This is a genomic window from Halopseudomonas sp. L-58, from assembly GCF_056859475.1.
Genome location: NZ_JBSXON010000051.1, coordinates 1 through 22,833 on the forward strand (window position 1 = coordinate 1; position 22,833 = coordinate 22,833).

Annotated in this window: 26 protein-coding genes; 18 read left to right on the top strand and 8 right to left on the bottom strand. The window is 59.6% G+C overall.

The features are described 5' to 3' along the window. The first annotated feature begins 179 nt into the window (after nucleotides 1–179). The 5 genes from AC13EY_RS06790 to AC13EY_RS06810 all read left to right on the top strand — a co-directional run bounded on the left by AC13EY_RS06790 (nucleotide 180) and on the right by AC13EY_RS06810 (nucleotide 3,151). Nucleotides 180–665 carry a hypothetical protein gene (locus AC13EY_RS06790; RefSeq protein ID WP_233049473.1) on the top strand — a complete coding sequence of 162 codons (486 nt, stop codon included), beginning with the start codon at nucleotides 180–182 and terminating at the stop codon, nucleotides 663–665. 514 nt (nucleotides 666–1,179) lie between these two features. After that, nucleotides 1,180–1,410: a DUF6429 family protein gene (locus AC13EY_RS06795; protein ID WP_233049474.1), complete on the top strand. Its 231-nt coding sequence runs from the start codon at nucleotides 1,180–1,182 to the stop codon at nucleotides 1,408–1,410. 169 nt (nucleotides 1,411–1,579) lie between these two features. After that, on the top strand, nucleotides 1,580–1,837 hold the full coding sequence (locus AC13EY_RS06800; RefSeq protein ID WP_233049475.1) for a type II toxin-antitoxin system Phd/YefM family antitoxin: 258 nt from the start codon (nucleotides 1,580–1,582) through the stop codon (nucleotides 1,835–1,837). After that, nucleotides 1,825–2,127, top strand: coding sequence for a type II toxin-antitoxin system RelE/ParE family toxin (locus tag AC13EY_RS06805; protein ID WP_233049476.1), 303 nt, complete (start codon nucleotides 1,825–1,827; stop codon nucleotides 2,125–2,127). Before AC13EY_RS06800 ends, AC13EY_RS06805 begins: the two co-directional genes overlap by 13 nt. 151 nt (nucleotides 2,128–2,278) lie before the next feature. Further along, the gene (locus tag AC13EY_RS06810; protein ID WP_233049477.1) at nucleotides 2,279–3,151 is read left to right on the top strand and encodes a diguanylate cyclase; all 873 of its coding nucleotides are present in this window, start codon (nucleotides 2,279–2,281) and stop codon (nucleotides 3,149–3,151) included. Between the two features lie 28 nt (nucleotides 3,152–3,179). On the opposite strand, the gene AC13EY_RS06815 is transcribed toward AC13EY_RS06810, so the two are convergent. Continuing rightward, nucleotides 3,180–3,551 (bottom strand): hypothetical protein, encoded by a 372-nt coding sequence (locus AC13EY_RS06815; RefSeq protein ID WP_482876780.1) that lies wholly within the window; start codon nucleotides 3,549–3,551, stop codon nucleotides 3,180–3,182. A gap of 178 nt (nucleotides 3,552–3,729) precedes the next feature. Between AC13EY_RS06815 and AC13EY_RS06820 the strand changes: the two genes are divergently transcribed. Then, nucleotides 3,730–3,951: a hypothetical protein gene (locus tag AC13EY_RS06820; protein WP_200818423.1), complete on the top strand. Its 222-nt coding sequence runs from the start codon at nucleotides 3,730–3,732 to the stop codon at nucleotides 3,949–3,951. Nucleotides 3,952–4,117: 166 nt separating this feature from the next. After that, nucleotides 4,118–4,795 carry a nitroreductase gene (locus AC13EY_RS06825; RefSeq protein ID WP_233049478.1) on the top strand — a complete coding sequence of 226 codons (678 nt, stop codon included), beginning with the start codon at nucleotides 4,118–4,120 and terminating at the stop codon, nucleotides 4,793–4,795. A gap of 149 nt (nucleotides 4,796–4,944) precedes the next feature. Here the strand turns inward: AC13EY_RS06825 and AC13EY_RS06830 are convergent, their stop codons facing one another. Next, the gene (locus AC13EY_RS06830; protein ID WP_233049479.1) at nucleotides 4,945–5,517 is read right to left on the bottom strand and encodes a Smr/MutS family protein; all 573 of its coding nucleotides are present in this window, start codon (nucleotides 5,515–5,517) and stop codon (nucleotides 4,945–4,947) included. Between AC13EY_RS06830 and AC13EY_RS06835 the strand changes: the two genes are divergently transcribed. Further along, on the top strand, nucleotides 5,516–5,659 hold the full coding sequence (locus AC13EY_RS06835; RefSeq protein WP_228247692.1) for a hypothetical protein: 144 nt from the start codon (nucleotides 5,516–5,518) through the stop codon (nucleotides 5,657–5,659). The genes AC13EY_RS06830 and AC13EY_RS06835 overlap by 2 nt on opposite strands. Nucleotides 5,660–5,662: 3 nt before the next feature. Then, a complete protein-coding gene (gene prmB / locus AC13EY_RS06840) occupies nucleotides 5,663–6,574 on the top strand; it encodes a 50S ribosomal protein L3 N(5)-glutamine methyltransferase (protein ID WP_233049480.1) in 912 nt (303 codons plus the stop codon). 18 nt (nucleotides 6,575–6,592) lie between these two features. Here prmB and AC13EY_RS06845 read toward each other — a convergent pair whose 3' ends face one another. Together AC13EY_RS06845 and AC13EY_RS06850 are read right to left on the bottom strand one after the other, a co-directional pair. After that, a complete protein-coding gene (locus AC13EY_RS06845; protein WP_233049481.1) occupies nucleotides 6,593–7,372 on the bottom strand; it encodes a hypothetical protein in 780 nt (259 codons plus the stop codon). Between the two features lie 102 nt (nucleotides 7,373–7,474). Beyond that, on the bottom strand, nucleotides 7,475–8,248 hold the full coding sequence (locus AC13EY_RS06850; RefSeq protein WP_233049482.1) for a sulfite exporter TauE/SafE family protein: 774 nt from the start codon (nucleotides 8,246–8,248) through the stop codon (nucleotides 7,475–7,477). A gap of 110 nt (nucleotides 8,249–8,358) precedes the next feature. Here AC13EY_RS06850 and aroC point away from each other — a divergent pair, with 110 nt between their 5' ends. Genes aroC through AC13EY_RS06870 form a run of 4 tightly spaced genes read left to right on the top strand, consistent with a single transcriptional unit; the run spans nucleotide 8,359 to nucleotide 11,357 of the window. Beyond that, the gene (aroC, locus tag AC13EY_RS06855; protein ID WP_233049483.1) at nucleotides 8,359–9,450 is read left to right on the top strand and encodes a chorismate synthase; all 1,092 of its coding nucleotides are present in this window, start codon (nucleotides 8,359–8,361) and stop codon (nucleotides 9,448–9,450) included. A 16-nt stretch (nucleotides 9,451–9,466) separates the two neighbouring features. Next, on the top strand, nucleotides 9,467–10,627 hold the full coding sequence (locus AC13EY_RS06860) for an MFS transporter (protein WP_233049484.1): 1,161 nt from the start codon (nucleotides 9,467–9,469) through the stop codon (nucleotides 10,625–10,627). A 13-nt stretch (nucleotides 10,628–10,640) separates the two neighbouring features. Continuing rightward, a complete protein-coding gene (locus AC13EY_RS06865) occupies nucleotides 10,641–11,111 on the top strand; it encodes a hypothetical protein (RefSeq protein ID WP_233049485.1) in 471 nt (156 codons plus the stop codon). Between the two features lie 60 nt (nucleotides 11,112–11,171). Then, nucleotides 11,172–11,357 carry a PLDc N-terminal domain-containing protein gene (locus AC13EY_RS06870; protein ID WP_088275208.1) on the top strand — a complete coding sequence of 62 codons (186 nt, stop codon included), beginning with the start codon at nucleotides 11,172–11,174 and terminating at the stop codon, nucleotides 11,355–11,357. Between the two features lie 51 nt (nucleotides 11,358–11,408). Here the strand turns inward: AC13EY_RS06870 and AC13EY_RS06875 are convergent, their stop codons facing one another. Then, a complete protein-coding gene (locus AC13EY_RS06875) occupies nucleotides 11,409–12,182 on the bottom strand; it encodes a ferredoxin--NADP reductase (RefSeq protein ID WP_088275206.1) in 774 nt (257 codons plus the stop codon). 101 nt (nucleotides 12,183–12,283) lie between these two features. Here AC13EY_RS06875 and AC13EY_RS06880 point away from each other — a divergent pair, with 101 nt between their 5' ends. Further along, entirely contained in the window at nucleotides 12,284–13,177 is an 894-nt protein-coding gene (locus AC13EY_RS06880) for a LysR family transcriptional regulator (protein WP_233049486.1), read from the top strand. Nucleotides 13,178–13,317: 140 nt separating this feature from the next. On the opposite strand, the gene AC13EY_RS06885 is transcribed toward AC13EY_RS06880, so the two are convergent. From AC13EY_RS06885 to AC13EY_RS06895, 3 genes are all read right to left on the bottom strand, one after another. Further along, entirely contained in the window at nucleotides 13,318–13,854 is a 537-nt protein-coding gene (locus AC13EY_RS06885) for a glycine zipper 2TM domain-containing protein (protein ID WP_088275202.1), read from the bottom strand. Between the two features lie 129 nt (nucleotides 13,855–13,983). Next, nucleotides 13,984–17,205 carry a sensor domain-containing protein gene (locus AC13EY_RS06890; protein ID WP_482876785.1) on the bottom strand — a complete coding sequence of 1,074 codons (3,222 nt, stop codon included), beginning with the start codon at nucleotides 17,203–17,205 and terminating at the stop codon, nucleotides 13,984–13,986. Nucleotides 17,206–17,344: 139 nt separating this feature from the next. Then, complete coding sequence (locus AC13EY_RS06895; RefSeq protein WP_285676647.1) at nucleotides 17,345–18,226, bottom strand: LysR family transcriptional regulator; 882 nt, start codon at nucleotides 18,224–18,226, stop codon at nucleotides 17,345–17,347. Between the two features lie 148 nt (nucleotides 18,227–18,374). Here AC13EY_RS06895 and leuC point away from each other — a divergent pair, with 148 nt between their 5' ends. The 4 genes from leuC to asd all read left to right on the top strand — a co-directional run bounded on the left by leuC (nucleotide 18,375) and on the right by asd (nucleotide 22,805). Beyond that, a complete protein-coding gene (gene leuC / locus AC13EY_RS06900) occupies nucleotides 18,375–19,802 on the top strand; it encodes a 3-isopropylmalate dehydratase large subunit (RefSeq protein WP_482876787.1) in 1,428 nt (475 codons plus the stop codon). Between the two features lie 11 nt (nucleotides 19,803–19,813). Continuing rightward, nucleotides 19,814–20,458, top strand: coding sequence for a 3-isopropylmalate dehydratase small subunit (gene leuD, locus AC13EY_RS06905; protein ID WP_088275194.1), 645 nt, complete (start codon nucleotides 19,814–19,816; stop codon nucleotides 20,456–20,458). Nucleotides 20,459–20,529: 71 nt separating this feature from the next. Then, a complete protein-coding gene (gene leuB / locus AC13EY_RS06910) occupies nucleotides 20,530–21,612 on the top strand; it encodes a 3-isopropylmalate dehydrogenase (protein ID WP_088275192.1) in 1,083 nt (360 codons plus the stop codon). 80 nt (nucleotides 21,613–21,692) lie between these two features. Next, nucleotides 21,693–22,805, top strand: a complete 1,113-nt coding sequence (gene asd / locus AC13EY_RS06915) for an aspartate-semialdehyde dehydrogenase (RefSeq protein WP_088275190.1) — start codon at nucleotides 21,693–21,695, stop codon at nucleotides 22,803–22,805. Nucleotides 22,806–22,833 lie beyond the last annotated feature (28 nt).

The window sequence follows — 22,833 nt, forward strand, 5'->3', positions numbered from 1 at the left end:
AAAATGGCTGCCGCGAGGTGCTCGCGGCGGCTAAAAACACAGAAATAAGCGGGTGATCTGAGCGTTTTTGATCGATTTGCCGCTTTTAAAATCGGCAGGGGCTGAAGTCAGCCAGAAATACACAACTACTTCAGACCATCCCTAGCATGCTTCCTCATTATCGATTTGCGGACCATGACGTGACAGGCCAAGCACAGGCCATGGCAATTGCGATGAGCTGTGTTGAAAAAGGATTGGCTCCCGGGGCATCTGTTTATGCTTATGGATATGCTGTTAGTCAGCTGTATTCAGTTTCCGTTTACAACAAGAAATTATATGAAGAGACATATCAAAATACGAAATCACAGCTGGATGCCTATTTTCCAGATGAATATCTGTCTGGCTGTAGTGAGATTTCATCCCAATTCCCTCGAATGACAGATAACGTACTCCGACAGTACAGAAGTATTTCCCAAGCTCGGCAAGCTGCCCTGGTCGGAATGAGTCAATCAGCCGCATCTATTGGAAATAATTTGCCAACATACAACCAGCCTTCCACAATCATGCCAAGTGGGCAGGTTACCTTTGGCTTGCCAGAAAACCAATCGAATCACTACTTGGTTAATTTTGGAGGCGGTCAACGAATGTGTACGGCTACCTCCTCTGGTTACGTATTCTGCAATTAAACTGTCAATAGGAAGGATTTCAAATGAAGTCAAAACTGAAGCTTCAGGCTGGAGATTCATTGAAGCTTGAAGGCTCGCGTAGCAAGGGGACTATGGGCCAAACAGAGATAGATACCTATTCAATCTTGAACGAAAAGGGGGAAGTTGTCGGATCAGTTGAGCATGAAGATCATATGTCCCTGAACGGATTCAAGAGAACTCAACATGTAACCCAAAGAGATAGCACTGGCCGAGTCATAGTCCAAGAGTCGTGGTAGTTACACATAACAAACGGCTGTTGTCGCCTCTTCGGGGCTGGGACAGCCTTTCCGCCGCTTCGCGGCTACAAGGCCGCCCCAAAGCCGCGCGTTAGGCCTCATTTTGCACCTGTGTGTATGGGTATTGAGTCTTATACATGCTCTAGCACCTGAGTGAGAGCATAACCAACGGCTGCCAGCGACCGCGTTTCTGCCGCTTCGCGGCTCCAAACCGGCATGTGAGCGGGGCATTGAAAGCCCTCATCCGAGGGGGATCTATGGAAATCGATCAAGAGAAAATCGATGAAGCCGTTTTGGCATTGTTGTATCTGACCTTGCATGACGGCGCGCGGGCATGGAAATCCGTTGATTGGCAGGCGATGAACAGGCTCCACGAAAAGGGCCTCATTGCGAACCCGGTCGGCAAGGCAAAGTCCGTCCAGTTCACTGCGGACGGCCTCGAAGAGGCGGAGCGTCTGTTCCGGAAGCTTTTCGTTAAGGATTCTTGAGCCTATGTCGCTCGTTGTCTGAGCGGACCGTCAATCTGCAGCCGAGCGTGAATCCATCTGGCTTTGCTCTGCCGCGCTGTGGGCTGGTTTTCCTAGGGGGCGACCGGCAATTGCCTTGCTTGAGTGGTGATACTATAGTGTCACTTTTGGCTTGGGGCAGGGTGAATCTATGAAAGTCGAGCTTGTTACTAACCTAAAACGTCAGGCGACAAGGATTCTGGCAGATCTCCACATGTCGAAAGAGCCGGTGCTGATAACCGAGCATGGCAAACCATCCGCATACTTGGTGGACGTGCAGGATTACGAGTTTATGCAGCGCCGTATTGAGCTGCTTGAAGGTCTCTCGCGTGGGGAGCGAGCTGTACTCGAGGGAAGGACTTACAGCCAGCGCGAGGCCAGAGAGAAAATGAGCAAATGGCTGAGGTAATCTGGACAGAGCCTGCAGTTCAAGACCTTGACTCCATCGCTGAGTATATTGCTTTGGATAACCCGGCCGCCGCACGCGAGCTGGTGCAAGAGGTGTTCGACAAGATCGAGCGTTTGGGAATATTTCCTCAGTCCGGTCGAGTTCCGCCTGAGCTTCCCAACTCGGTATACAGGGAGGTAGTGGTCTCACCGTGCCGTATTTTTTATCGTGAGGACGAAAAACGGGTTCTGGTACTTTGCGTCATGCGCGAGGAGCGGCAGCTGCGTGCGTTTATGCTTGGACACGGTTAGCAAAAGACGGGTGCTGGTGTCTGCGGTTGAGCTTGTGAAGCATCATTTGGATACTCTGCCTCCAGGAGGGACGCTTGCCAAAAACAGTGCTTACAGGCCACATGGTTGTTCCGGTTGATTGTCTGGATTTGTTGCCGAGAGAGTTACCGCATTGGATGCCTTGACCAATCATGAGTTGCAGTTGGGTATTCTTGAGCTGGATCACGCCATTTATCTTCACGATCAGTGGTTTAGAAATCTGCTCAAGGTTTTAATTGCGCACGTGCCTGCGGAGCGGGCGGATCTGTGCGTTGATGCGCACTTGCATTGCTCCTTCGGCAAGTGGCTGGCGGGTGACGCTGCTCGCCTGCTCGATGACCGGGATGAGTACGTTGCGCTGCAAAAGGCGCATGAGGTGGTACATAGCGAGGCTCGGAAGTTACTGCAACTGTCGGCGGATGGCCTGGTGATCCCGCCGGCAGAATGGGACTTTTTTGAGCGTTGCCGGGAGACGATGCGGTTATCGGTGCTGAGTGCCCGGGACAGGTTTGCCGAAGTTGCCAACAACCGTGATCCGCTTACCGAAATTCAGACGCGGCGGGGCTTGCTGACGGAACTGCGCAAACAGCAGGCGCTGGTGGAGCGGGGCAGGCAGGCTTGTGCTCTGGCGCTACTGGACCTTGATCACTTCAAGAAGGTGAATGATACCTATGGCCACGTAGCCGGTGACGTGGTCCTGGTTGATGTGGTGCAGTGCGTCAAGGCGCATCTGCGGCCCTATGACCGCATTTATCGCTATGGCGGTGAGGAGTTTATCGTCTGCATGCCCGATACCACTGTGGAACAGGCGGGCGAGATCATGGATCGGTTGCGACTTTCCATCGCCCGGCTGGATTTCGAGTTTGCCGATATTCAGGTCACGGCATCGTTCGGGGTGGCGGCGTTGGCGGGCTCAATGCCGGTCGAGGACGCCATCGGCCGTGCGGACAGGGCCATGTATGAAGCCAAGGCTGCAGGCCGCAATCGTGTAGTGCTTCAGCGCTGATGGAGTTCGGGCCTGCGCAGGGCTGGGGTCAGATTCCCAGATATCCGGCGATCAGGAAGGCCTCGCCGCGCCCTTCGTGCTTGCCGAAGTAGCTGACGGCTTCGCGGGTATCGTCTTCGATGAATCCCACTTCGCAATTGATGTCGTACTGCTCGGCGAGACTGTTGAACAGGTTTACCGGCGGGTTCAGGTGAAGCGGTTTCTTGACTTGCTGGCTGATGCCCAGCTGCCAGTCTTCGCAATCGTCGCTTTCACAGTCGTTGATCAGGGTTACCGTGGTCGCGGCGTTCTCATCAGCATAGGTCTGCAGGGCGGCTTGCAGCGCCGGCAGGTTCTGCCTGAGCTTTTTTTCCTGCTTTTCATCAAGACGGTCGCAGGCGATGAGGACGTATACAAACATGAGGCTTACCCGGGCTGGATTCGAGTGGCTACTCTAGCACAGGGCATTGCCTGGGTGCGGAGCATTGCCTGCGACTGCGTCATCGCTGATGATTGAGCTCGTCATTCATGGATGAAACTGGTTGAGTATGTCCAAACCCGCTGCCGCTAACCCTTCTGCGCAAATGCGCCTGCTCAGCATGCTTGCCTCGCTGGTCTTTTCTGTTCCCACGGCTGCGCTGATCTGGCTGGGCGTCAACAAGGAGCTGGCGTACTGGGGTGGCTTCCTCGATAGCCGCTATCTGCTCGTCACTGTTGTTGCGTTTGCCCTGGCCGCGCTGTTGTTTCCGCTGTTGTTTCCCTCGCTGCTGGGCGCGATCTGGCGCGCGGTGCTGAAGGTGCAGCAGTGGTGGGGATGGTGATGGTGCCTGGGGGCGCCGTCAGCCTGTTCTGTTTTATCCAGCGATGTGATAGCCCGCCATTTCAACCTGCTGACCCGCGTCAGCTGCGCCGCCTGCTGTGCTAACGTCCGCTCCCAATGGCGCCGAGGCACGGGCTTCGGGCGGGACTTGTCGTAGGAGAACAACAATGAATTACGATGATGTGGTGCTGGGTCGACGCAGTATCCGGGCATTCAAGCCTGAGCCGGTTCCGCGCGCGGTGCTGGAGGAGGTTATTGGTCTGGCGATCCGGGCGCCGTCGTCGATGAACTCGCAGCCGTGGCACCTGCATGTGCTGACCGGCGAGCCGCTGGATCGTATTCGCGCGGAGAATACCGAGCGCATGGTCACCGGCGTAAAGCCCTCAAAGGAAACCCGCGATTCCGGGAGTTATGAGGGGCTGCACCGTCAGCGTCAGGTCGAGATTGCCGTGCAGTTGTTCGAAGCCATGGGCATTGCTCGTGACGACAAGGAGAAGCGTCAGGACTGGGTGCTGCGTGGCTTCCGCCAGTTTGATGCGCCGGTGTCCATCGTGGTGGCCTACGACCGTCAGCTGCGCGAGGGCGACATTGCCCAGTTCGACTGCGGCGCTCTGGTGAACGGCCTGGTCAACGCGGCCTGGTCGCGTGGTCTTGGATGTGTGGTGAACAGTCAGGGCATCATGCATTCGCCGGTGGTGCGCGAGCATGCTGGCATTCCGGATGATCAGGTGATCATTATCTGTGTGGCGATGGGTTACCCGGACGAGAGTTTTCCGGCCAACGCAGTGGTGTCGCGTCGGCGCGAAGTGGCTGATGTGGCTAACTTCGTCGGTTTCGGTGAGTAATCGCGGGGTATGTACAGGCTAGTGGATGCGCCTTGCGGGCGTGTCCACGGTCAGCGGCCGAGGAACCGTTTGCCTTGGTTGCGATACCACATCATCCTTTCTTCCAGCTTCCAGCTTCCAGCTTCCAGCTTCCAGCTTCCAGCTGCCTGTCAGTCATCCCTTCCTTCAAGCATGGTTCTGCGCAGCAATACATAGACCGAGCCCGTGCCGCCGTGGCGCGGTATGCACGAGGCGAACGCGAGGACGCTGTCGTGCTGGCGTAGCCAGGTGTTGACGTGGCTCTTCATCATCGGTTTGCGGCCATCAAGGCGACGGGCCTTGCCGTGGGTGACGCGCACACAGCGGATTTCCTGCTTCACCGCTTCGGCCAGAAATGCCCAGAGCTGTTCGCGGGCGCGCTCGATCGTCAGACCGTGCAGGTCGATTGAGCCGTCAAACGGGATATGCGCCTGCTTCAGCTTGCGCAGTTGGGAGTCTTGCACGCCATTGGAGGCCCAGGCCAGTTCCTGTTCCGGGTCTACGTCGATCACGAACTGATCGGACAAACCATCGACCACCACCTCGTTCTGCCTGACGGTCGCGCGCTGGCGGCTTGCGGCAATGTTGGCGCGGTCGCGCGGCGGTTTGCCAACGTCGGCCTGCTGGTGCTTGATGGGCCTGGTGCCCTTGACGGCCTGCCGGAACAGGTCGAGATCGTCGTCGGAGAAGGAGTCCTGTGTCATGCTGCTGATCATCGCGCAAAAACCGAAGTGTAACAGCAGCCGGATGCAAATGAGCTGGCGGCGTTGTTACCGATTTTGCCCCGCCCGCTGGTCGTCGGCGCTCGGCAAGGTAGAATGGCGGCCTGAACCAGACAAGGATTGACCCATGAGCGAACACGCTGCGCTGCAGAGCATTCAGGATCTCGTCCGTTGGGGCGTGAGCCGCTTCCATCAGGCCGAGCTGTTTTTTGGCCACGGCACCGACAACGCCTGGGATGAGTCGCGGCTGCTGGTCCTGCATGCACTTTACCTGCCCTGGGAGACCCCGCAGGACTATCTGCAGTGCCGGGTCACGGACGAGGAGCGCGATGCGGTGGTAGCGTTGCTTGAGGAGCGTATTCGTCTGCGTATGCCGGCGGCTTATCTGACCGGTCACGCACGCTTTGCAGGTCTGGATTTTATTGTTGATGACCGCGTGCTGGTGCCGCGCTCGCCGATTGCCGAGTTGATTGAAAGCCGCTTTGAACCCTGGCTGGAGCGCGACCCCGAACGCATTCTGGATCTGTGTACCGGCAGCGGCTGTATCGGCATTGCCTGTGCCTATACCTTCCCGGAGGCCGAGGTGGTGCTGGCGGATCTGTCGTCCGATGCACTGGCGGTCGCCGAGCAGAATATCGAGATGCACGAGCTGGGCGAGCGTGTCGAGGCGCGCTGGTCCGACGGGTTTGATGGGCTGGCAGGTGAGCGCTTTGATCTGATCGTCAGCAATCCGCCCTACGTGGATGCCGAAGATATGGATTCCCTGCCGGATGAGTATCGCCACGAGCCCGAGATGGGGCTGGCTGCCGGCGACGACGGACTGGATCTGGTGCGCCGGATGCTGGCGGAAGCGGCGGACTACCTGACCGAGGATGGCGTGCTGGTGATCGAGGTTGGCAACAGCATGGTCCATGTGATGGCCGAATGGCCCGAGGTGGATTTTGAGTGGGTCAAGTTCCGGCACGGTGGGCACGGTGTGTTTGTGCTGAGTGCAGAGCAGTGCCGTCATTTCCAGTCACTGTTTGCCGAGAGCCTGTAAGCATTCCTGGCGTCTGGCTCAGCGCAGTACGACCCACAGCAGCATCAACGCCTGAAAGATCGAGAAGGCGATTAGACAGCCGATGGCAAAGCGGTTGCTCAAGTCTGAGCGTTTGTAACTGGCGATGGCGGCCTGCAGCTGGTTGATTCGCCCTTCCTGTTTCTGATTGAGGGCTTCGGTTTCGCGCAGTTGAGCCAGTAGGGTGTTGATCTGCAGCGGCTGTATGCGTTCGGTGTTCCAGCTGCCTATCAGGTCGTTAACCCGGTTGGCCTGAGCCAGCGCAGCACCGGGCTCACCCTCGATCGGCGTGATGGTAAAACCGGCACGGCTGAGAATGGCGTCGCGTGCGCTGCGAGCGTCTTCGTTGGCAGAGTCGCTGTTGTGCAGGGCAATGGGGGTGACGGCGTAGTCGCCGCAGTAGCGTTGGCACCAGTGAATCAGCTGGGCCAGCATGAAAGTCGCCAGGCCACGCTGGGCAGGCACTATCTGCACACCGTCCACCGGGCCGAAGCGCACGCGCTTGCGCTTGTGGTCCACCATTACTTCCATGCGGTTGCCCGTTTCCGGCAGCGGCTCTCCTTCAAAGCGTACCTGCAGGCGCAGCAATTCCAGCGAGGCGATACTTTCCTGGGTTACAGCGATCTGGGCCAGGCGTTCGGGATGCACCAGGATGCGAGCCTTGAATACCGGCTTTAACTGGACCCAGTAGGAGTCCGACGGCTTGGCGCGGGCGAACGGATCCTTCGGGGCTGAGTGCTCCGTTGCAACTCCTTCATCCAGCGTGTCGGTTGGGCTCATTGGCGGTTCCTGGCATTTTGCGAATGCATTGTCGCGCATTTCACTCCGGGTTTATCGGCCGCTCAGCGCCATTCTGTAACATAAATACCTGCACGCCGCGGCTCATGCCAGCCAGTTGTGAACAGCTTCCCAGGCAAGTCGAATGGCGAGCAGGGTAAGCACCAGGTTGAAGATTCGACCAAAATGCTGGTCGCTCATGCGTCTCAGCAAATGCAGGCCGAGCCATGTACCGCCTGCACCCGCCGCAATCATGGCCGCTATCAGGGCCAGCCAGTCGCGAAAGATGAAGCCGGCAGCCGCAAAGGCAAAGGCCTTGGGCAGATGCTGCAGGGTCATGGCGGCGGCAAAGGTGGCAACCGTTTGCAGTCGGCGATGTGACTGCTGCTGTTTGATGAAGGCGGCAACCAGCGGGCCGGTGGCGCCAACAAACAGGCTGACAAAACTGGTGACGGTGGAGGCGAGCAGGGTGCCAACTGGGCCGGTGGCAACCTTGGGGATCGCCGGCCCCCAGCACAGCACCAGGATGAATGCGGCGATGCTGAGTTGAACCAGCTCCAGAGGCAGACGCACCAGCAGCAGGCTGGCGGCATATGCGCCGAGGATGACGCCGGGAGCAAACCAGGCGATTACTCGCCAGTTGACGTCTCGCCAGGTCAGCAGCACGCGATTGGCGTTGGAGCCCAGCTGGACCATGCCGTGCACCGGGATAATGGCGGCTGCCGGCATCACCAGCGCCATCACGGCCAGCAGCATGACACCGCCACCGGCGCCCATGGCCGCAGTGACTGCGGAGGTCAGCGCGGCTGTCAGAATCAGCAGTAGCGCCCACTGTGGGGCAAGGTTTTCGGGCAGCAGCAGCGGCAACAGCTCGCTCATCGGGTGGCTCCGGCAAAAGGGGGTAGCCTAACGGGCGGACTTCAGGCTGTCACCGCTATCGGACAGCGGGTATACTGCCGCACTGCCCATGTTCAGCTCAGGTTCTTGGTATGTCTGGAAACACGCTTGGTACTCTCTTCACTGTTACCACGGCTGGCGAAAGCCACGGCCCGGCTCTGGTCGCCATTGTGGATGGCTGCCCTCCCGGCCTGCCGCTGTCGAGCGAAGACCTGCGGCGTGATCTGGATCGCCGCAAGCCCGGCACCAGCCGCCACACCACCCAGCGTCAGGAACCCGATGAGGTCGAGATCCTGTCTGGCGTATTTGAGGGCGTGACCACCGGTTGCCCGATTGGTCTGCTGATTCGCAACACCGATCAGAAGTCCAAGGACTACTCGGCGATCAAGGATCTGTTCCGTCCGGCCCACGCCGATTACACCTACCACCACAAGTACGGCCTGCGCGATTACCGCGGCGGTGGCCGTTCTTCGGCGCGTGAAACAGCGATGCGTGTCGCCGCCGGTGCGATTGCCAAGAAGTATCTTGCAACCCAGGGCATTCAGGTGCGCGGCTATATGAGTCAGCTGGGTCCGATCGAGATTCCGTTCAAGAGCTGGGATGGTGTCAACGACAACGCATTTTTCAGCGCTGATCCGGACAAGATTGCCGAACTGGAAGCCTACATGGATCAGCTGCGTCGCGACCAGGATTCGGTCGGCGCCAAAATTACCGTCGTCGCCGAAGGCGTGCCGCCGGGGCTGGGTGAGCCGATCTTTGACCGTCTGGATGCGGAGCTGGCCTATGCGCTGATGAGCATCAACGCGGTCAAGGGCGTCGAAATCGGCGCGGGTTTCGCCTCGGTTGCCCAGCGCGGCACCGAACACCGTGACGAGCTGACTCCGCAAGGCTTCCTCAGCAATCAGGCCGGTGGCGTATTGGGTGGTATTTCCTCCGGTCAGCCGATTGTCGCCAGTCTGGCGCTGAAACCGACCTCCAGCATCACCACACCGGGCCGCTCGATCGACGTCAATGGTGAGCCGGTGGACGTCATTACCAAGGGCCGCCATGACCCTTGCGTCGGCATCCGCGCAACCCCTATCGCCGAGGCGATGATGGCGCTGGTGCTGATGGATCATCTGCTGCGCCACCGCGCGCAGAACGCCGATGTGAAGGTGACGACCCCGGTACTGGGCCAGCTTTGAGTCGGCACGGTCAGCCGTGAGCGCCGTCGCGGGTTCTCCGCTGCCGTACTGGCGGCTGTCCGGTTTCTATTTTGCCTACTTCGCCCTGTTGGGCGGAGTAGCGCCTTTTCTCTCACTGTATTTCGAGTCCCTCGGGTTTGAGCCCGCGCGCATTGGCGAGCTGGTTGCCATTCCGATGCTGATGCGCTGCATTGCGCCCAATCTCTGGGGTTGGCTGGGCGATGCGACAGGTCAGCGCCTGTTGATTGTGCGGGTGGGCGCGCTGCTGACGGCGCTGACGTTTGCCGGCATTTTCTGGCGGCTGGACTACTGGTGGCTGGCGGCGATCATGGCCCTGCACAGTTTCTTCTGGCATGCCGTGCTGCCGCAGTTCGAGGCCATTACTCTGGCGCATCTGGGTAGCCAGTCCTCCCGTTACAGTCAGCTCCGGCTTTGGGGTTCGGTGGGGTTCATCCTTACCGTCGTTCTGCTCGGCATGCTGCTGCAGCGCGAGGGGATGGGGGTTTATCCTATGGCCATGCTCGGCATCATGCTGTTGATCAGTCTGTGCAGCGCGCTGGTGCCAGCGCCACCGCAGCAACCTGCCGCTGCGCAGGAGCACGCTGACGGCTTCCTCCGGCGACTGTGGCGGCCGGGTGTTCCAGCCTTTTTCCTCTGTGTGGCGCTGATGCAGCTCTCGCACGGGCCGTATTACACCTTCCTGAGTATTCACCTGGAAGCGCTGGGCTATGGGCGCGGGTTGATCGGCGCGCTCTGGGCGCTTGGGGTGGTTGCGGAAATCCTGCTGTTTCTCGTCATGCATCGGGTGCTGGGTGTGTTCAGCCTGCGGGCGCTGCTGGTCGCCAGTTTCCTGATCGCGTCATTGCGCTGGGTATTGCTCGGCACCCTGGCCGATCATTTGTCCGTGCTGATTTTTGCCCAGATCCTGCACGCGGCCACCTTTGGCGCCTTCCATGTAGCCGCCATTCACTTCGTTCAGCAGCGCTTTGGCGAAAGGTATCAGGGACAGGGGCAGGCGCTTTATGCGACGCTGGCGGGCGTGGGCGGTGCCTTGGGGGCGCTGTATTCAGGATATGCCTGGCAGGGCGTTGGCCCTACGCTGACATTCGGGGTGGCGGCTCTGGCAGCGTTGGCTGCGGCGGTCATCCTGAGCCTGCGGCTGAGAGAAGCGGACTGAACACGGGGGATTGATGAGCATACTGGCAATATACGACGGTGGTGATCTGCAGTGCCCTCGACGGGTGCTGACCCATCTTGAGGATATCCAGTGCGCGCTGCAGGAGAGGGGGCTGTCGCTGACCATTGCAGATGCCGAGCCTCAGTCCGCCGCTGTCAGCCGCATACATGATGCTCATGGCATGCCGGCCTACCAGCAGGTGGAAGAGCAGCTCACCGAGGCCAACCTGTTTTGCTGCGGCGCTGTGGTGCGCACGGTGCAGGCTGGACGGCTGCGGTTATGCCTTGGTACCGGCGCTTGGGCAATGGTGATTGCGCTGCGCGCGGGTGACCGTATTTCTCTGCCTGCAGGCCTTGAGCAGGCCATCTTGCCCGCCGCCGGTACTGACTGCCGCTGGCAGGACAGCGCAGCCGAAGACTCGGCATTGACGTACCATCCGCTTGAAGCGCCAACGCTGTCGGGCTTGTTGCCATTGGATATCTGACTTCTCCGCATGATCTATAGTGTGTTGGACACACCAACGCCAAGGGGGAAGGCAATGAATATGGGAACGGGTGGCGGTCTGCTTGGGCTGCTGATCTTGATCGGGGATATCTGGGCCATCATCAATATTTTGCAGAGTCGCTCCGAGATGGGCATGAAGCTGTTGTGGATTCTGCTGGTGGTGCTGTTGCCACTGCTGGGGTTGATTATCTGGTTTGTCGCTGGCCCGCGCGGAAGCAGGGCATAGAAAAGGCCCCGGTGCGAGAGCAGCGGGGCCCTTTTCGTTACACTTGGGGCTTTATTTCTCGACGAAGGCGCGCTCAATCACGTAGTGGCCCTGGTCGCCGTGGCGGGCTTCCTTGAAGCCGTTGGCGTCGAGGATTTCACAGCAGTCCTTGAGCATGCTCGGGCTGCCGCACAGCATGAAGCGATCCTGTTCCAGATCGAACTGCGGCAGGCCGATGTCGGAAAACAGCTTGCCGTTGCTCATCAGGTCGGTCAGGCGGCCCTGGTTGCGGAACGGCTCGCGGGTCACCGTCGGGTAGTAGATCAGCTTTTCACGTACCAGATCGCCGAAGTACTCGTTATTGGGCAGCACGTCGTTGATCAGATCCTGATAGGCCAGGTCGCTGACGTTGCGGCAGCCGTGAGTCAGGATCACCTTGTCGTACTGCTCGTAGGTTTCCGGGTCCTGGATGATGCTGATAAACGGCGCCAGACCGGTACCGGTGCTGAGCAGATACAGGTTGCGGCCCGGGATCAGGTGATCCAGCACCAGCGTGCCGGTGGGCTTGCGGCTGATCATGATCTGGTCGCCTGCATTGATGTTCTGCAGGCGCGAGGTCAAAGGGCCATCCGGCACCTTGATGCTGAAGAACTCCAGCGTGTCTTCGTGGTTCGGGCTGGCGATGCTGTAGGCGCGCATCAGCGGGCGGCCTTCGACTTCCAGACCGATCATGATGAAGTGACCGTTCTTGAAACGGAAACCGGGATCACGGGTGGTCCTGAAGCTGAACAGAGTGTCTGTCCAGTGGTGCACGCTGAGTACTTTTTCGGTGTTGAAGCCTGACATGACGCCTCCAGTAGTGAAGATCTCTTGGTCGGCGAGTCTACGCGGGGTTAATCTATCGGCTAAGCGGATAATTCATATATGACTATTCGGGAAAACCGATTATGAAATACACCCTTCGCCAGCTTGAGGTATTCCTCGCCACGGCCTTCCATGAAAACCTCACGCGTGCAGCGGCCAGCCTGTCGATGTCGCAGTCGGCGGCCAGCAGTGCATTGAAGGATCTGGAAAGCCAGTTTGATGTGCAGTTGTTTGATCGGGTAGGCAAGCGATTGCAGCTGAACGAGCTGGGCGAAAGCATCAGGCCGCGGGCTGAGGCATTGCTTGAGCAGGCGCGCGGTCTGGAGAGTGCGCTGGCCCGGCACCAGGAGCTTGGTCACCTGCGGGTCGGCGCGACACTCAGTATCGGCAACTATCTGGCGGTCGAGATTATGGCCCGTTATATGGGCGAGCAGGCCGGCGCGCGGGTCGAGCTGGAGGTGGCGAATACCGAGGCCATCGTGCGCAAGGTGGCCAACTTTGAGCTGGATCTGGGGTTGATCGAAGGGGAGAGTCGACACCCTGATCTGGAGATGATCCATTGGCGTGACGACGAACTGGTGGTGTTCTGTGCACCGGATCACCCGCTGGCCGGCAAGCCCTGGCTGACCGACGACGATTTGCTCAGTGTTGCCTGGATCGTGCGTGAGCCCGGTTCCGGTACCCGCCAGCACTTTGAGTGGGCGATGCACGGCCTGCTACCCGAGCTGAATATCAAGTTGGAGTTGCAGCACACCGAAGCCATCAAGCGGGCGGTGGAGGCAGGGCTTGGTGTGGGCTGCCTGTCCGAGATTACCCTGGTGGATGCGTTCAAGCGCGGCCGGCTGGTACCGCTGCCGGTGCCCCATCGGGACTTTCATCGCCGGTTTTACTTCGCGCTGCACCGGCAGAAGTTTCGCAGCGCCGGGGTGGAGCGCTGGCTGGCGTTGTGCAGGGAAAGTACCGAGGGATTGGCGTAGGGCCGCCGCATGCCGTGGCCGGCTTTTTTGGTATGCCTTGGGGCGGCGGGTGCGTCATGTCGCGCCCCTGCGGTTTTCGTGGGGGCAGCAAAAAAGCCGTAACGCTTGCGCGCTACGGCTTCGTTTACCGCCAGCAATGATCAGTTGCTGCTCAGCACCAGCTCGCCATCTTTTAGCGGGATGGTAGCGCCGGGCTTGTGGTCCATGCGCACGGTACCGGTTTCGTCACCGATGCGGTATTTGACGTTATAGCCAACCACTTCATCGTGGCTGTCGTAGACGGTCTCACAGCGGCGCTCGGTGGTGGTGTAGGTGCTGTTGTTCTGCATGTTTTCCTGGATGCGGTTGCCTGCGTAACCACCGGCTGCGGCGCCGGCTACAGTGGCAATCTTCTTGCCGTTGCCGCCGCCTACCTGATTACCCAGCGCGCCACCCACTACAGCGCCGGCGATCGTGCCAAGAATTCGATTCTGGTCCTGTACCGGCTTCTGCCGGGTGACGGCGACATCATTACAGACTTCGCGCGGGGTACGCTGGGTCTGGGTGATCTCGACAACATCAAGAACGTCAGCCTCGGTGGGAGTTCTGTCCGCAAAGGCGGTGTAACCGGCAATGGCGCCGCCGGCCGTGGCCAGAGCCGCGCCGACCAGAATGCCCGTTAACATAGACTTGTTCATGATGGATACTCCTTTATGTCTATGACTGTGTCCGCGATCTTGCGGTGTATGCGCATATGGACTGCTGTCGGCCTGATCCGGTTCCCGTAGCTCGCCTCGAAACGTCAGCTTTGTGACCGGCTTGGCGCTTCAGTGCTGTTGTGCAAAGCCGCCGCTTGCCAGCAGCTCGCGAAAGCGGTGCTCGTCCACCGGCGGGCTGAACAGGTAGCCCTGGAACTGGTCGCAGCCCTGGGCGTGGAGGAAGTTCAACTGGTCGCGGGTTTCCACGCCTTCGGCGATCAGATCCATATGCAGGCTGGAGGCAATGGCGATGATGGCGCGAATAATCTCGGCATCGTTGGCATTGCCGGTGCAGTCGCGCACGAACGACTGATCGATCTTCAGCAGGTCGACTGGCAGTTGCTTGAGGTAACTGAGCGAGGAGTAGCCGGTGCCGAAGTCATCAATGGAGAAATGCACGCCGTGCTGGCGCAGTTCGTTCATCTTGTCGATGGTGTCGTTGATGTTTTCAATGACGATACCTTCGGTGATTTCCAGGCTCAGGCAGCGTGTCGGGATGGCATGCTGGCGGATAGCACCCAACACGTCGCCCACGAAGTTGGGATGGCGGAATTGCCTGGGGCTGATGTTTACGCTGAGGCAGAATGTGTCGGGGTTGACCAGTTGATCTGTCAGCAACCCGGCGATGCACTCGCAGGCCCGGGCAAGAATCCAGCGGCCGGCATCAAAGATCAGGCTGCTTTGCTCCAAGACGTCGATAAACGCTGATGGACCAATCAGGCCGCGTTCAGGATGCTGCCAGCGCAGCAGGGCCTCGGCACCGAGAATCTTCTGGCTGCCGTAGACTACCTGCGGCTGGTAATGCAGCCTCAGCTGGTTGTCACTGAAGGCCTTGCGCAGCTCCGACTCGATGGCCAGGCGTTCGCTGGCAGCGACCTGCATGGCCTGTTCGAAGAAGGCAATGCCGTCGCGACCGTCCTCTTTGACCCGGTAGAGTGCGATATCGGCGCGCTTGAGCAGGTCTTCGGCGCTGTCGCCATGTTCCGGGATCAGGGCAATACCGATACTGGCGCTGAGTCGCAGGGCGTGACCTTCAATCTGCATTGGCTCGGAAATGGTATCAAGCAACGCCTGCGCAGTATTGGCCACCTCCTGGCGCAAGGCTGTACCGCTGGAGTGCAGGCCGCTGAGCAGTACAACAAATTCGTCTCCGCCCAGCCGGGCCACGGTGTCTTCAGCACGGGCGCGGCCGAGCAGGCGGCGAGTGACCTCCTGCAGTACGGCATCACCACAGGAGTGCCCGAGCGAGTCGTTGATATGCTTGAAGTGATCCAGGTCGAAAAACAGCAGTGCGCCACGCAGAGCGTGGCGTTGATAGAGCGCATTGAGCTGACCCAGTCGATCACTTAGCAGCAACCGGTTTGGCAGGTTGGTCAGCGCATCGTGGTAAGCCAGATGTTTGACCTTGGCTTCAATGCGTTTGTGTTCGGTGACGTCTCGCGCTGTGAGCAGAACGCACTGCAGTCCCTCTACGTTCAGCGGCTGGGCAGATACGGCTACGGTCAATTCGCTTCCCGCGCGATTGCGCATGCCCAGCTCTCGATGGTAGACCCCACCTTGCTGGTCCATCTGGTAAATCAGCTCCTCGAGCTGGCCTGGCTCCACCCAGAGGTTGAGTTCGTCTGCGCTGTGTCCGATGGCGTCCTGCTCGCGATAGCCGGTCAGGCGGCAAAACCCGTCGTTTACTTCCAGATAACGTCCGGTCAGTTTCTCGCTGATGGTGATGGCATCTGGGCTGCCTCTGAAGGCCCTGGCGAACTTGTCCTCGGAAGCGCGCAGGGCGGCTTCCGCCTGGGTGCGTGCGGTAATGTCGCGGAAACTGAACAGCACGCAGGTCTGACGGTTGATGCGCAGGCGGGTGGTTGATGTCTCGCAAAGCAGCAGATGGCCGCTGCGTGTGGCGAAGGTGAAGTGTCTTTCGAGTAGCTCTTGCGCGCCCGTTGCGGCCTCGTTGAGTGCTGCGTCTGCCTCATGGTTGCTCCACAGGCCGGCTTGCTTGGGCGTGCGCCCGATCAGGTCGGGTAATGGATAACCGAAGGTTCGGGAAAAACTCTGGTTGACCTCGATAATCCGCTGGCTTTCGCAATGGATCAGGCAATAGGCGTCAGGCGCACTCTGGAACAGCATGGAAAACTTGGCTTCGCTCTCGGCCAGAGCGTTCTGGCTTTTGCGCTGATCAGTAATGTCCATAACCGTGCCGATGATGCGGGCAGGCTGCCCGGCAGAATCCAGGTGCAGGGTGGCTGTGGCCTGCAGCCAGCGTACGCTCTTGCCGTGCGGCACCCTGTAGGTTACGAGGTAGTGGGGTTGATGGCCGCGACAGATGGTAACCAGCGCGCGACGAATGGCCCGTTTGTCTTCGCTGACGATCCGTCTCAGAAAGGCGCGTGCCGACCCCTGCCACTCGTCGGGCGCAAGGCCGTTCAGCTCAGCGGCACGGGCGGAGCAATGCAGGGTGTCACTGCCCGGTTTCCAGTCCCAGATGCCCATCTGCGCGGCATCCAGTGCCAGTCGCAGGCGTTCCTGGCTATCTCTCAGGGCGCGATCCCGGTTTTTCAGCTGGCCGGTACCGTGCACCGTCACTATCAGTCTGCGCCTGTTCTGGTGCAGGACCGTTTCGGCATGCAGTGAAACGTCGCTGCTCTGGCCGCCAGGTAACCGGACTCTGAACTCCTCGCCCTCCAGTACCCCGCCATTGACCAGTCTGGCGTGCAGGCGGTCGCTGACCGAGCGCGGCAGCAAGCCAAGCTCCGCGACGGTCCGGCCCTGACAGTCCTCATTGCCAAGCCCGCTGAGGCGTTCGAAGCTCGGATTGACCTGCAGGATACGGCGGCTGTCCAGGTCCAGCATCAATTGCGGGACGTTGCTGCTGGTGAATTCGTCAGTGCAGGAGGGCAGTGGCGATATGACCGGAAGCAGGCTGAGTACTATGCGTTGCCGGCCGTTGCTGTCGATCCTGTCCATGCTCAGGCGGCACTGCTGCAAGTTGCCGTCACGACCCAGCAGGTTTATGGGTCGGTCGCGCAGGCAGCCCTCTTGTTCAAGCGCGCTGATCAGGACGCGCCAGTGCGCCGGGCGCCCCCAAAGCGGAAAGCGGGCGACGGGCTGGTTGAGAACGTGGTCCGGCTGCCATTGAAAGTGTTGGGTGAATGCCCTGTTGAGGTCGATGATCCGCTGAGAATCTGGTTCGATCATCAGGGCAGGGCAGGGCATGCCGTGAAACAGCAGGTTAAAGGGCGTCTCTGACCCGTCTACGGCATCTGGTGAGTAAGTGCCTGTATTGCCTGGCATCGGTTTCTGATCCATTCAGTGGGGCCGTCTTGCCCCGGCGCCGCTTCAGCCCCGCAAATTGCCGGGCTGTTTGGCTGATTCCTTCCTTCCTTGAAGATAGCCGTGCGCATGCGGTTGGACAAGTAACCGAAAGTCGGAATCAGTCTGGATGCTGACGGGCGTCGCGGAGCAGTTCAATCAGCGCCCGGGCGGCATTGGACTGGGTGCGACCGCTGTGCCAGATGCAGCCGAGCTCACGCTGCAGGTGAACGCCCGGTAATGGCAGAACGCTGACCTGGCTGTCCAGCATGCTGCGTGGGAGAACACTCCAGGCCAGGCCGATGGAGACCATCATTTTGATCGTCTCCATATAGTTGGTGCTCATGCTGATCTGCGGTTGTACGTGATGACGCTCGAACAGGTCGCTGACCACCTTGTGCGTAAAGGTATTGGTGCCGGGGAAAACAGCCGGATAGTCGGCCAGCTGTGCCAGATCGAGCGTTGGCTGGCGCGCCAGCGGGTGCTCCGGGGCGATGACAAAGTCGAGCGGGTCGTGCCAGATCAGCTCGCTCATCACCGGCGCCTCGACTTCGGGGGCAAGGGTGATCACAGCAAGTTCGATTTCGCCGTGGAGTACTTTGTCGTAGGCAACTTCGGAATCGAGAAACTGGATGTCGAAGGACACCTGCGGATGGCGGCGGGTGAACTCGCGCAGCACCGGGGGCAGGCGATGCAGGCCGATATGGTGGCTGGTGGCAATGCTCAGGCGGCCGGAAACTTCGCTGGATAGATTGCTCAATGCCCGGCGCGTATCATTGAGCAGGCTGAGTACCTGTTCGGCGCGCGGCTTGAGTGCCATGCCAGCTTCGGTCAACGATACGTGGCGGCCGATGCGATCAAAAAGGCGCGCATCGAGTTGCTGCTCAAGCATGGCAATGCGCTTGCTGACTGCAGGCTGGGTCAGATGCAGCTGCTCGGCGGCACGGGAAAACGAGCCGGTTTCGGCGACGGCCAGAAAGGCTTGCAGGTTGGCGGTGTCCATGTCGCATTCCAGTTGGTTATCTGTTTTATAAATAATATTCCTTTGTTTTATCTCTGGGTAAAATTTATTCTGTGCCCAGTGAAAGAGCCGTCGCATGGCCTGCAGTTGCAGGGGACGGTGGCCACAGTCTGATGCCCAGGAGTAACCCATGTCTGCGAAAACGCTTTACGACAAGCTGTGGGACAACCATCTCGTCAAACAACGGGATGATGGTTCCGCGTTGATCTATATCGATCGTCACATTCTCCACGAAGTGACCTCGCCACAGGCGTTTGAAGGGCTGCGACTGGCTGGCCGCAAACCGTGGCGCATCGACGCCAATATCGCGACCCCGGATCACAACGTGCCGACTACCAAGGCAGAGCGCCAGGGCGGTCTGGAAGCCATCGCGGATGAAGTGTCGCGCATTCAGGTGAAAACCCTGGATGAGAACTGTGACGACTTCGGCATCCTCGAATTCAAGATGAATGACGTGCGTCAGGGCATCGTTCACGTTGTCGGCCCGGAGCAGGGCGCAACCCTGCCGGGCATGACCGTTGTCTGCGGCGACTCGCATACCTCCACCCACGGCGCATTTGGTGCATTGGCGCACGGCATCGGCACCTCTGAGGTTGAGCATGTGCTGGCCACCCAGTGTCTGGTCGCCAAGAAGATGAAGAACATGCAGGTGCGCGTTGAGGGGCAATTGCCCTTCGGCGTCACCGCCAAGGACATCGTGCTGGCGGTGATCGGCAAGATTGGTACGGCAGGTGGTAACGGTCACGCGCTGGAGTTCGCCGGCAGTGCGATTCGTGATCTGTCGGTCGAAGGCCGCATGACCCTGTGCAACATGGCCATCGAAGCCGGTGCCCGTGTCGGCATGGTCGCGGTAGACGAAAAGACCATCGAATATGTCAAGGGCCGTCCGTTTGCGCCGCAGGGTGCCGAATGGGACCGCGCGGTCGAGGCTTGGAAGGATCTGGTGTCCGACGCTGATGCGCACTTTGACACCATCGTTGAGCTGCGCGCCGAAGACATCAAGCCGCAGGTCAGCTGGGGCACCTCTCCGGAGATGGTGTTGGCCGTTGATCAGAACGTGCCGGACCCGGCCGTTGAGAGCGATCCGGTCAAGCGCGACTCCATCGTGCGCGCGCTCAAGTACATGGGCCTGACCGCAAACCAGCCGATCACCGAGATCAAGCTGGATCGCGTGTTTATCGGGTCCTGCACCAATTCGCGGATTGAAGACCTGCGCGCGGCGGCGGCTGTGGCCAAGGGCCGCAAGGTAGCCGCCACCGTCAAACAGGCGCTCGTGGTTCCGGGCTCCGGTCTGGTCAAGGCGCAGGCCGAGAAGGAAGGGCTGGACAAGATCTTTATCGAAGCCGGTTTTGAATGGCGTGAGCCCGGTTGTTCCATGTGTCTGGCGATGAACCCGGACCGCCTGGAAAGTGGCGAGCATTGCGCATCCACGTCCAACCGCAACTTTGAAGGTCGTCAGGGCAACGGCGGGCGCACCCACCTGGTGAGTCCGGCAATGGCCGCTGCCGCAGCGGTGACCGGTCGTTTCATTGATGTTCGCGAATTGATGCAGGCCTGAGGAGTGCCCCGATGAGAGCTTTTACCCAACATACCGGCCTGGTCTGCCCGCTTGATCGTGCCAACGTCGATACCGATCAGATCATTCCGAAGCAGTTTCTGAAGTCGATCAAGCGCACCGGTTTTGGTCCGAACCTGTTTGACGAGTGGCGTTACCTGGATGTCGGCCAGCCGAATCAGGACAACTCCCAGCGGCCGATCAACGAAGATTTCGTGCTGAACTTCCCACGTTACAAGGGTGCCAGTGTGCTGCTGGCGCGCGAAAACTTCGGCTGTGGTTCGTCCCGCGAGCATGCGCCCTGGGCGCTGGATGAGTACGGCTTCCGCACGGTGATTGCACCGAGCTTTGCCGATATCTTCTACAACAACAGCTTCAAGAACGGCCTTCTGCCGATCATCCTTTCGGACGAGGCGCTGGACGAGCTGTTCGAGCAATGTGAGGCCACCGAAGGTTATCAGCTGACGGTCGACCTGCAGGCGCAGACCGTAACCCGTCCGGACGGCAAGCAATATGCGTTCGAGATCGACGCCTTCCGCAAGCATTGCCTGCTCAACGGTCTGGATGATATTGGCCTGACACTGCGTGATGCCGATGCGATCAGCGCCTTCGAAGCCGGCCACAGGCAGCGTCAACCCTGGCTGTTTCGCGACGCCTGACACGGGCTGCACCTGAACAATGGGTGCACTGCGGCTGGCGCGGTGCACCATGAATGATTACGAGGAAACACATGAGCAAACAGATTCTGATCCTGCCGGGCGATGGTATTGGTCCGGAGATCATGGCCGAAGCGGTCAAGGTGCTGGAAGTGGCCAACAGCAAGTTCAATCTCGGCTTCGAGCTGAGTTTCGACGACCTGGGTGGTGCTGCATACGACCGTTACGGCGTGCCGCTGGCTGACGAAACCCTGGAGCGCGCCCGTGCCGCTGACGCGATATTGCTGGGTGCAGTTGGTGGTCCGAAGTGGGACACCATCGATCCTGCGCTGCGCCCTGAGCGTGGCCTGCTGAAAATTCGCTCCGAGCTGGGTCTGTTTGGCAACCTGCGCCCGGCGATTCTGTATCCGCAGCTGGCGCAAGCCTCGACGCTCAAACCGGAAGTTGTCTCCGGCCTCGATATCCTGATCGTGCGCGAGCTGACCGGTGGCATCTACTTCGGCAAGCCGCGCGAGCGCACCACGCTGGAAAACGGCGAGCGCATGGCTTTTGATACGCTGCCCTACAGCGAGAGCGAAGTGCGCCGCATTGCCAAGGTCGGTTTCGACATGGCGATGGTCCGCAACAAGAAGCTTTGCTCGGTCGACAAGGCCAACGTACTGGCGTCCAGCCAGCTGTGGCGCGAAGTGGTCGAGGAGGTGGCCAAGGATTATCCGGAAGTCGAGCTGTCGCACATGTACGTCGACAACGCGGCCATGCAGCTGGTCCGTGCACCGAAGCAGTTTGACGTGATGGTGACCGACAACATGTTCGGCGATATTCTCTCCGATCAGGCCTCCATGCTGACCGGTTCAATCGGCATGCTGCCTTCGGCGTCGCTGGATGTGAACAACAAGGGCATGTATGAGCCGTGTCACGGCAGTGCGCCGGATATCGCCGGCCAGGGTATCGCCAACCCGCTGGCGACCATCCTGTCGGTATCCATGATGCTGCGTTACAGTTTTGCCCAGGTAGCGGCGGCTGATGCCATCGAGCAGGCGGTCAGCCAGGTGCTGGATCAGGGGCTGCGTACCGGCGACATCCTGTCTGAAGGGTGCCGCAAGGTCGGTACAGTGGAAATGGGTGATGCCGTAGTAGCAGCACTGAAAAACCTGTAATCTGTTCGACTATCCATTTACGCCCGGCTTCGGCCGGGCGTATGTGTCTTTGAATCTGTTACCCCACGGGGGTTGTTGTTATGAAGCAAGTTGGTTTGGTTGGTTGGCGTGGCATGGTCGGCTCTGTGCTGATGCAACGCATGCGCGACGAGAATGATTTTGCTGATATTGATCCGGTGTTTTTCACCACATCCAACGTGGGTGGCAAAGGTCCGGATATTGGCAAGGACATTCCTGCGCTCAAGGACGCTTTTGACCTTGAAGCTCTCAAGCCGATGGACGTCATCATTACCTGTCAGGGTGGCGATTACACCAGTGAGGTGTATCCCAAGCTGCGCGCCGAGGGTTGGAAAGGCTATTGGATCGATGCGGCCTCTACACTGCGAATGGAAGACGATGCCGTTATCGTGCTGGATCCGGTCAACCGTCGTAACATTGATCAGGCGCTGCGTGATGGTATCAAGACATTCGTTGGTGGCAACTGCACTGTCAGCCTGATGCTGATGGGTCTCGGTGGCCTGTTTGAGCAGGGGCTGGTCGAGTGGATGAGCGCCATGACCTATCAGGCGGCCAGCGGTGCCGGTGCCCAGAACATGCGCGAGCTGATCAGTCAGATGGGCGCAATCAACGCGTCCGTTGCCGATCAGCTGGCTGATCCTGCCAGTGCGATTCTGGAAATTGATCGTACTGTTGCCTCGACCCTGCGCAGTGACGCCTTCCCGGTGGACAACTTTGGTGTGCCGCTGGCTGGCAGTCTGATTCCGTGGATCGACAAGCAACTGCCAAACGGTCAAAGCCGTGAAGAGTGGAAGGCGCAGGCCGAAACCAACAAGATCATCGGTCGCAGCGGCCGTCCGATCCCGGTTGATGGTATCTGTGTGCGCATCGGTGCCATGCGCTGCCACAGCCAGGCGCTGACTATCAAGCTGAACAAGGATGTGCCGCTGGCAGATATCGAAGCACTGCTGGCCCAGCACAACCCCTGGTCCAAGGTGATTCCCAACACCAAGGAAGACACCCTGGTTGGCCTGACGCCGACTGCCGTTACCGGCACCCTGAGTGTACCGGTAGGGCGGCTGCGCAAGCTGAACATGGGTTCGCAGTATCTGTCGGCCTTCACTGTGGGCGACCAGTTGTTGTGGGGCGCGGCAGAACCGCTGCGCCGCATGCTGCGGATTCTGCAGGAAGGTTGATCGCAGCGCGTTTGGCGCGTGTGCGGTA

Bases quoted from the DNA above. Each gene is read 5' to 3' on its own strand.
- AC13EY_RS06795 (WP_233049474.1), top strand. From the start codon at position 1,180: ATGGAAATCGATCAAGAGAAAATCGATGAAGCCGTTTTGGCATTGTTG.
- AC13EY_RS06800 (WP_233049475.1), top strand. From the start codon at position 1,580: ATGAAAGTCGAGCTTGTTACTAACCTAAAACGTCAGGCGACAAGGATT.
- AC13EY_RS06805 (WP_233049476.1), top strand. From the start codon at position 1,825: ATGGCTGAGGTAATCTGGACAGAGCCTGCAGTTCAAGACCTTGACTCC.
- AC13EY_RS06815 (WP_482876780.1), bottom strand. From the start codon at position 3,551: ATGTTTGTATACGTCCTCATCGCCTGCGACCGTCTTGATGAAAAGCAG.
- AC13EY_RS06820 (WP_200818423.1), top strand. From the start codon at position 3,730: ATGCTTGCCTCGCTGGTCTTTTCTGTTCCCACGGCTGCGCTGATCTGG.
- AC13EY_RS06825 (WP_233049478.1), top strand. From the start codon at position 4,118: ATGAATTACGATGATGTGGTGCTGGGTCGACGCAGTATCCGGGCATTC.
- AC13EY_RS06835 (WP_228247692.1), top strand. From the start codon at position 5,516: ATGCTGCTGATCATCGCGCAAAAACCGAAGTGTAACAGCAGCCGGATG.
- AC13EY_RS06830 (WP_233049479.1), bottom strand. From the start codon at position 5,517: ATGACACAGGACTCCTTCTCCGACGACGATCTCGACCTGTTCCGGCAG.
- prmB (WP_233049480.1), top strand. From the start codon at position 5,663: ATGAGCGAACACGCTGCGCTGCAGAGCATTCAGGATCTCGTCCGTTGG.
- AC13EY_RS06845 (WP_233049481.1), bottom strand. From the start codon at position 7,372: ATGAGCCCAACCGACACGCTGGATGAAGGAGTTGCAACGGAGCACTCA.
- AC13EY_RS06850 (WP_233049482.1), bottom strand. From the start codon at position 8,248: ATGAGCGAGCTGTTGCCGCTGCTGCTGCCCGAAAACCTTGCCCCACAG.
- aroC (WP_233049483.1), top strand. From the start codon at position 8,359: ATGTCTGGAAACACGCTTGGTACTCTCTTCACTGTTACCACGGCTGGC.
- AC13EY_RS06865 (WP_233049485.1), top strand. From the start codon at position 10,641: ATGAGCATACTGGCAATATACGACGGTGGTGATCTGCAGTGCCCTCGA.
- AC13EY_RS06870 (WP_088275208.1), top strand. From the start codon at position 11,172: ATGGGAACGGGTGGCGGTCTGCTTGGGCTGCTGATCTTGATCGGGGAT.
- AC13EY_RS06875 (WP_088275206.1), bottom strand. From the start codon at position 12,182: ATGTCAGGCTTCAACACCGAAAAAGTACTCAGCGTGCACCACTGGACA.
- AC13EY_RS06880 (WP_233049486.1), top strand. From the start codon at position 12,284: ATGAAATACACCCTTCGCCAGCTTGAGGTATTCCTCGCCACGGCCTTC.
- AC13EY_RS06885 (WP_088275202.1), bottom strand. From the start codon at position 13,854: ATGAACAAGTCTATGTTAACGGGCATTCTGGTCGGCGCGGCTCTGGCC.
- AC13EY_RS06890 (WP_482876785.1), bottom strand. From the start codon at position 17,205: ATGCCAGGCAATACAGGCACTTACTCACCAGATGCCGTAGACGGGTCA.
- AC13EY_RS06895 (WP_285676647.1), bottom strand. From the start codon at position 18,226: ATGGACACCGCCAACCTGCAAGCCTTTCTGGCCGTCGCCGAAACCGGC.
- leuC (WP_482876787.1), top strand. From the start codon at position 18,375: ATGTCTGCGAAAACGCTTTACGACAAGCTGTGGGACAACCATCTCGTC.
- leuD (WP_088275194.1), top strand. From the start codon at position 19,814: ATGAGAGCTTTTACCCAACATACCGGCCTGGTCTGCCCGCTTGATCGT.
- leuB (WP_088275192.1), top strand. From the start codon at position 20,530: ATGAGCAAACAGATTCTGATCCTGCCGGGCGATGGTATTGGTCCGGAG.
- asd (WP_088275190.1), top strand. From the start codon at position 21,693: ATGAAGCAAGTTGGTTTGGTTGGTTGGCGTGGCATGGTCGGCTCTGTG.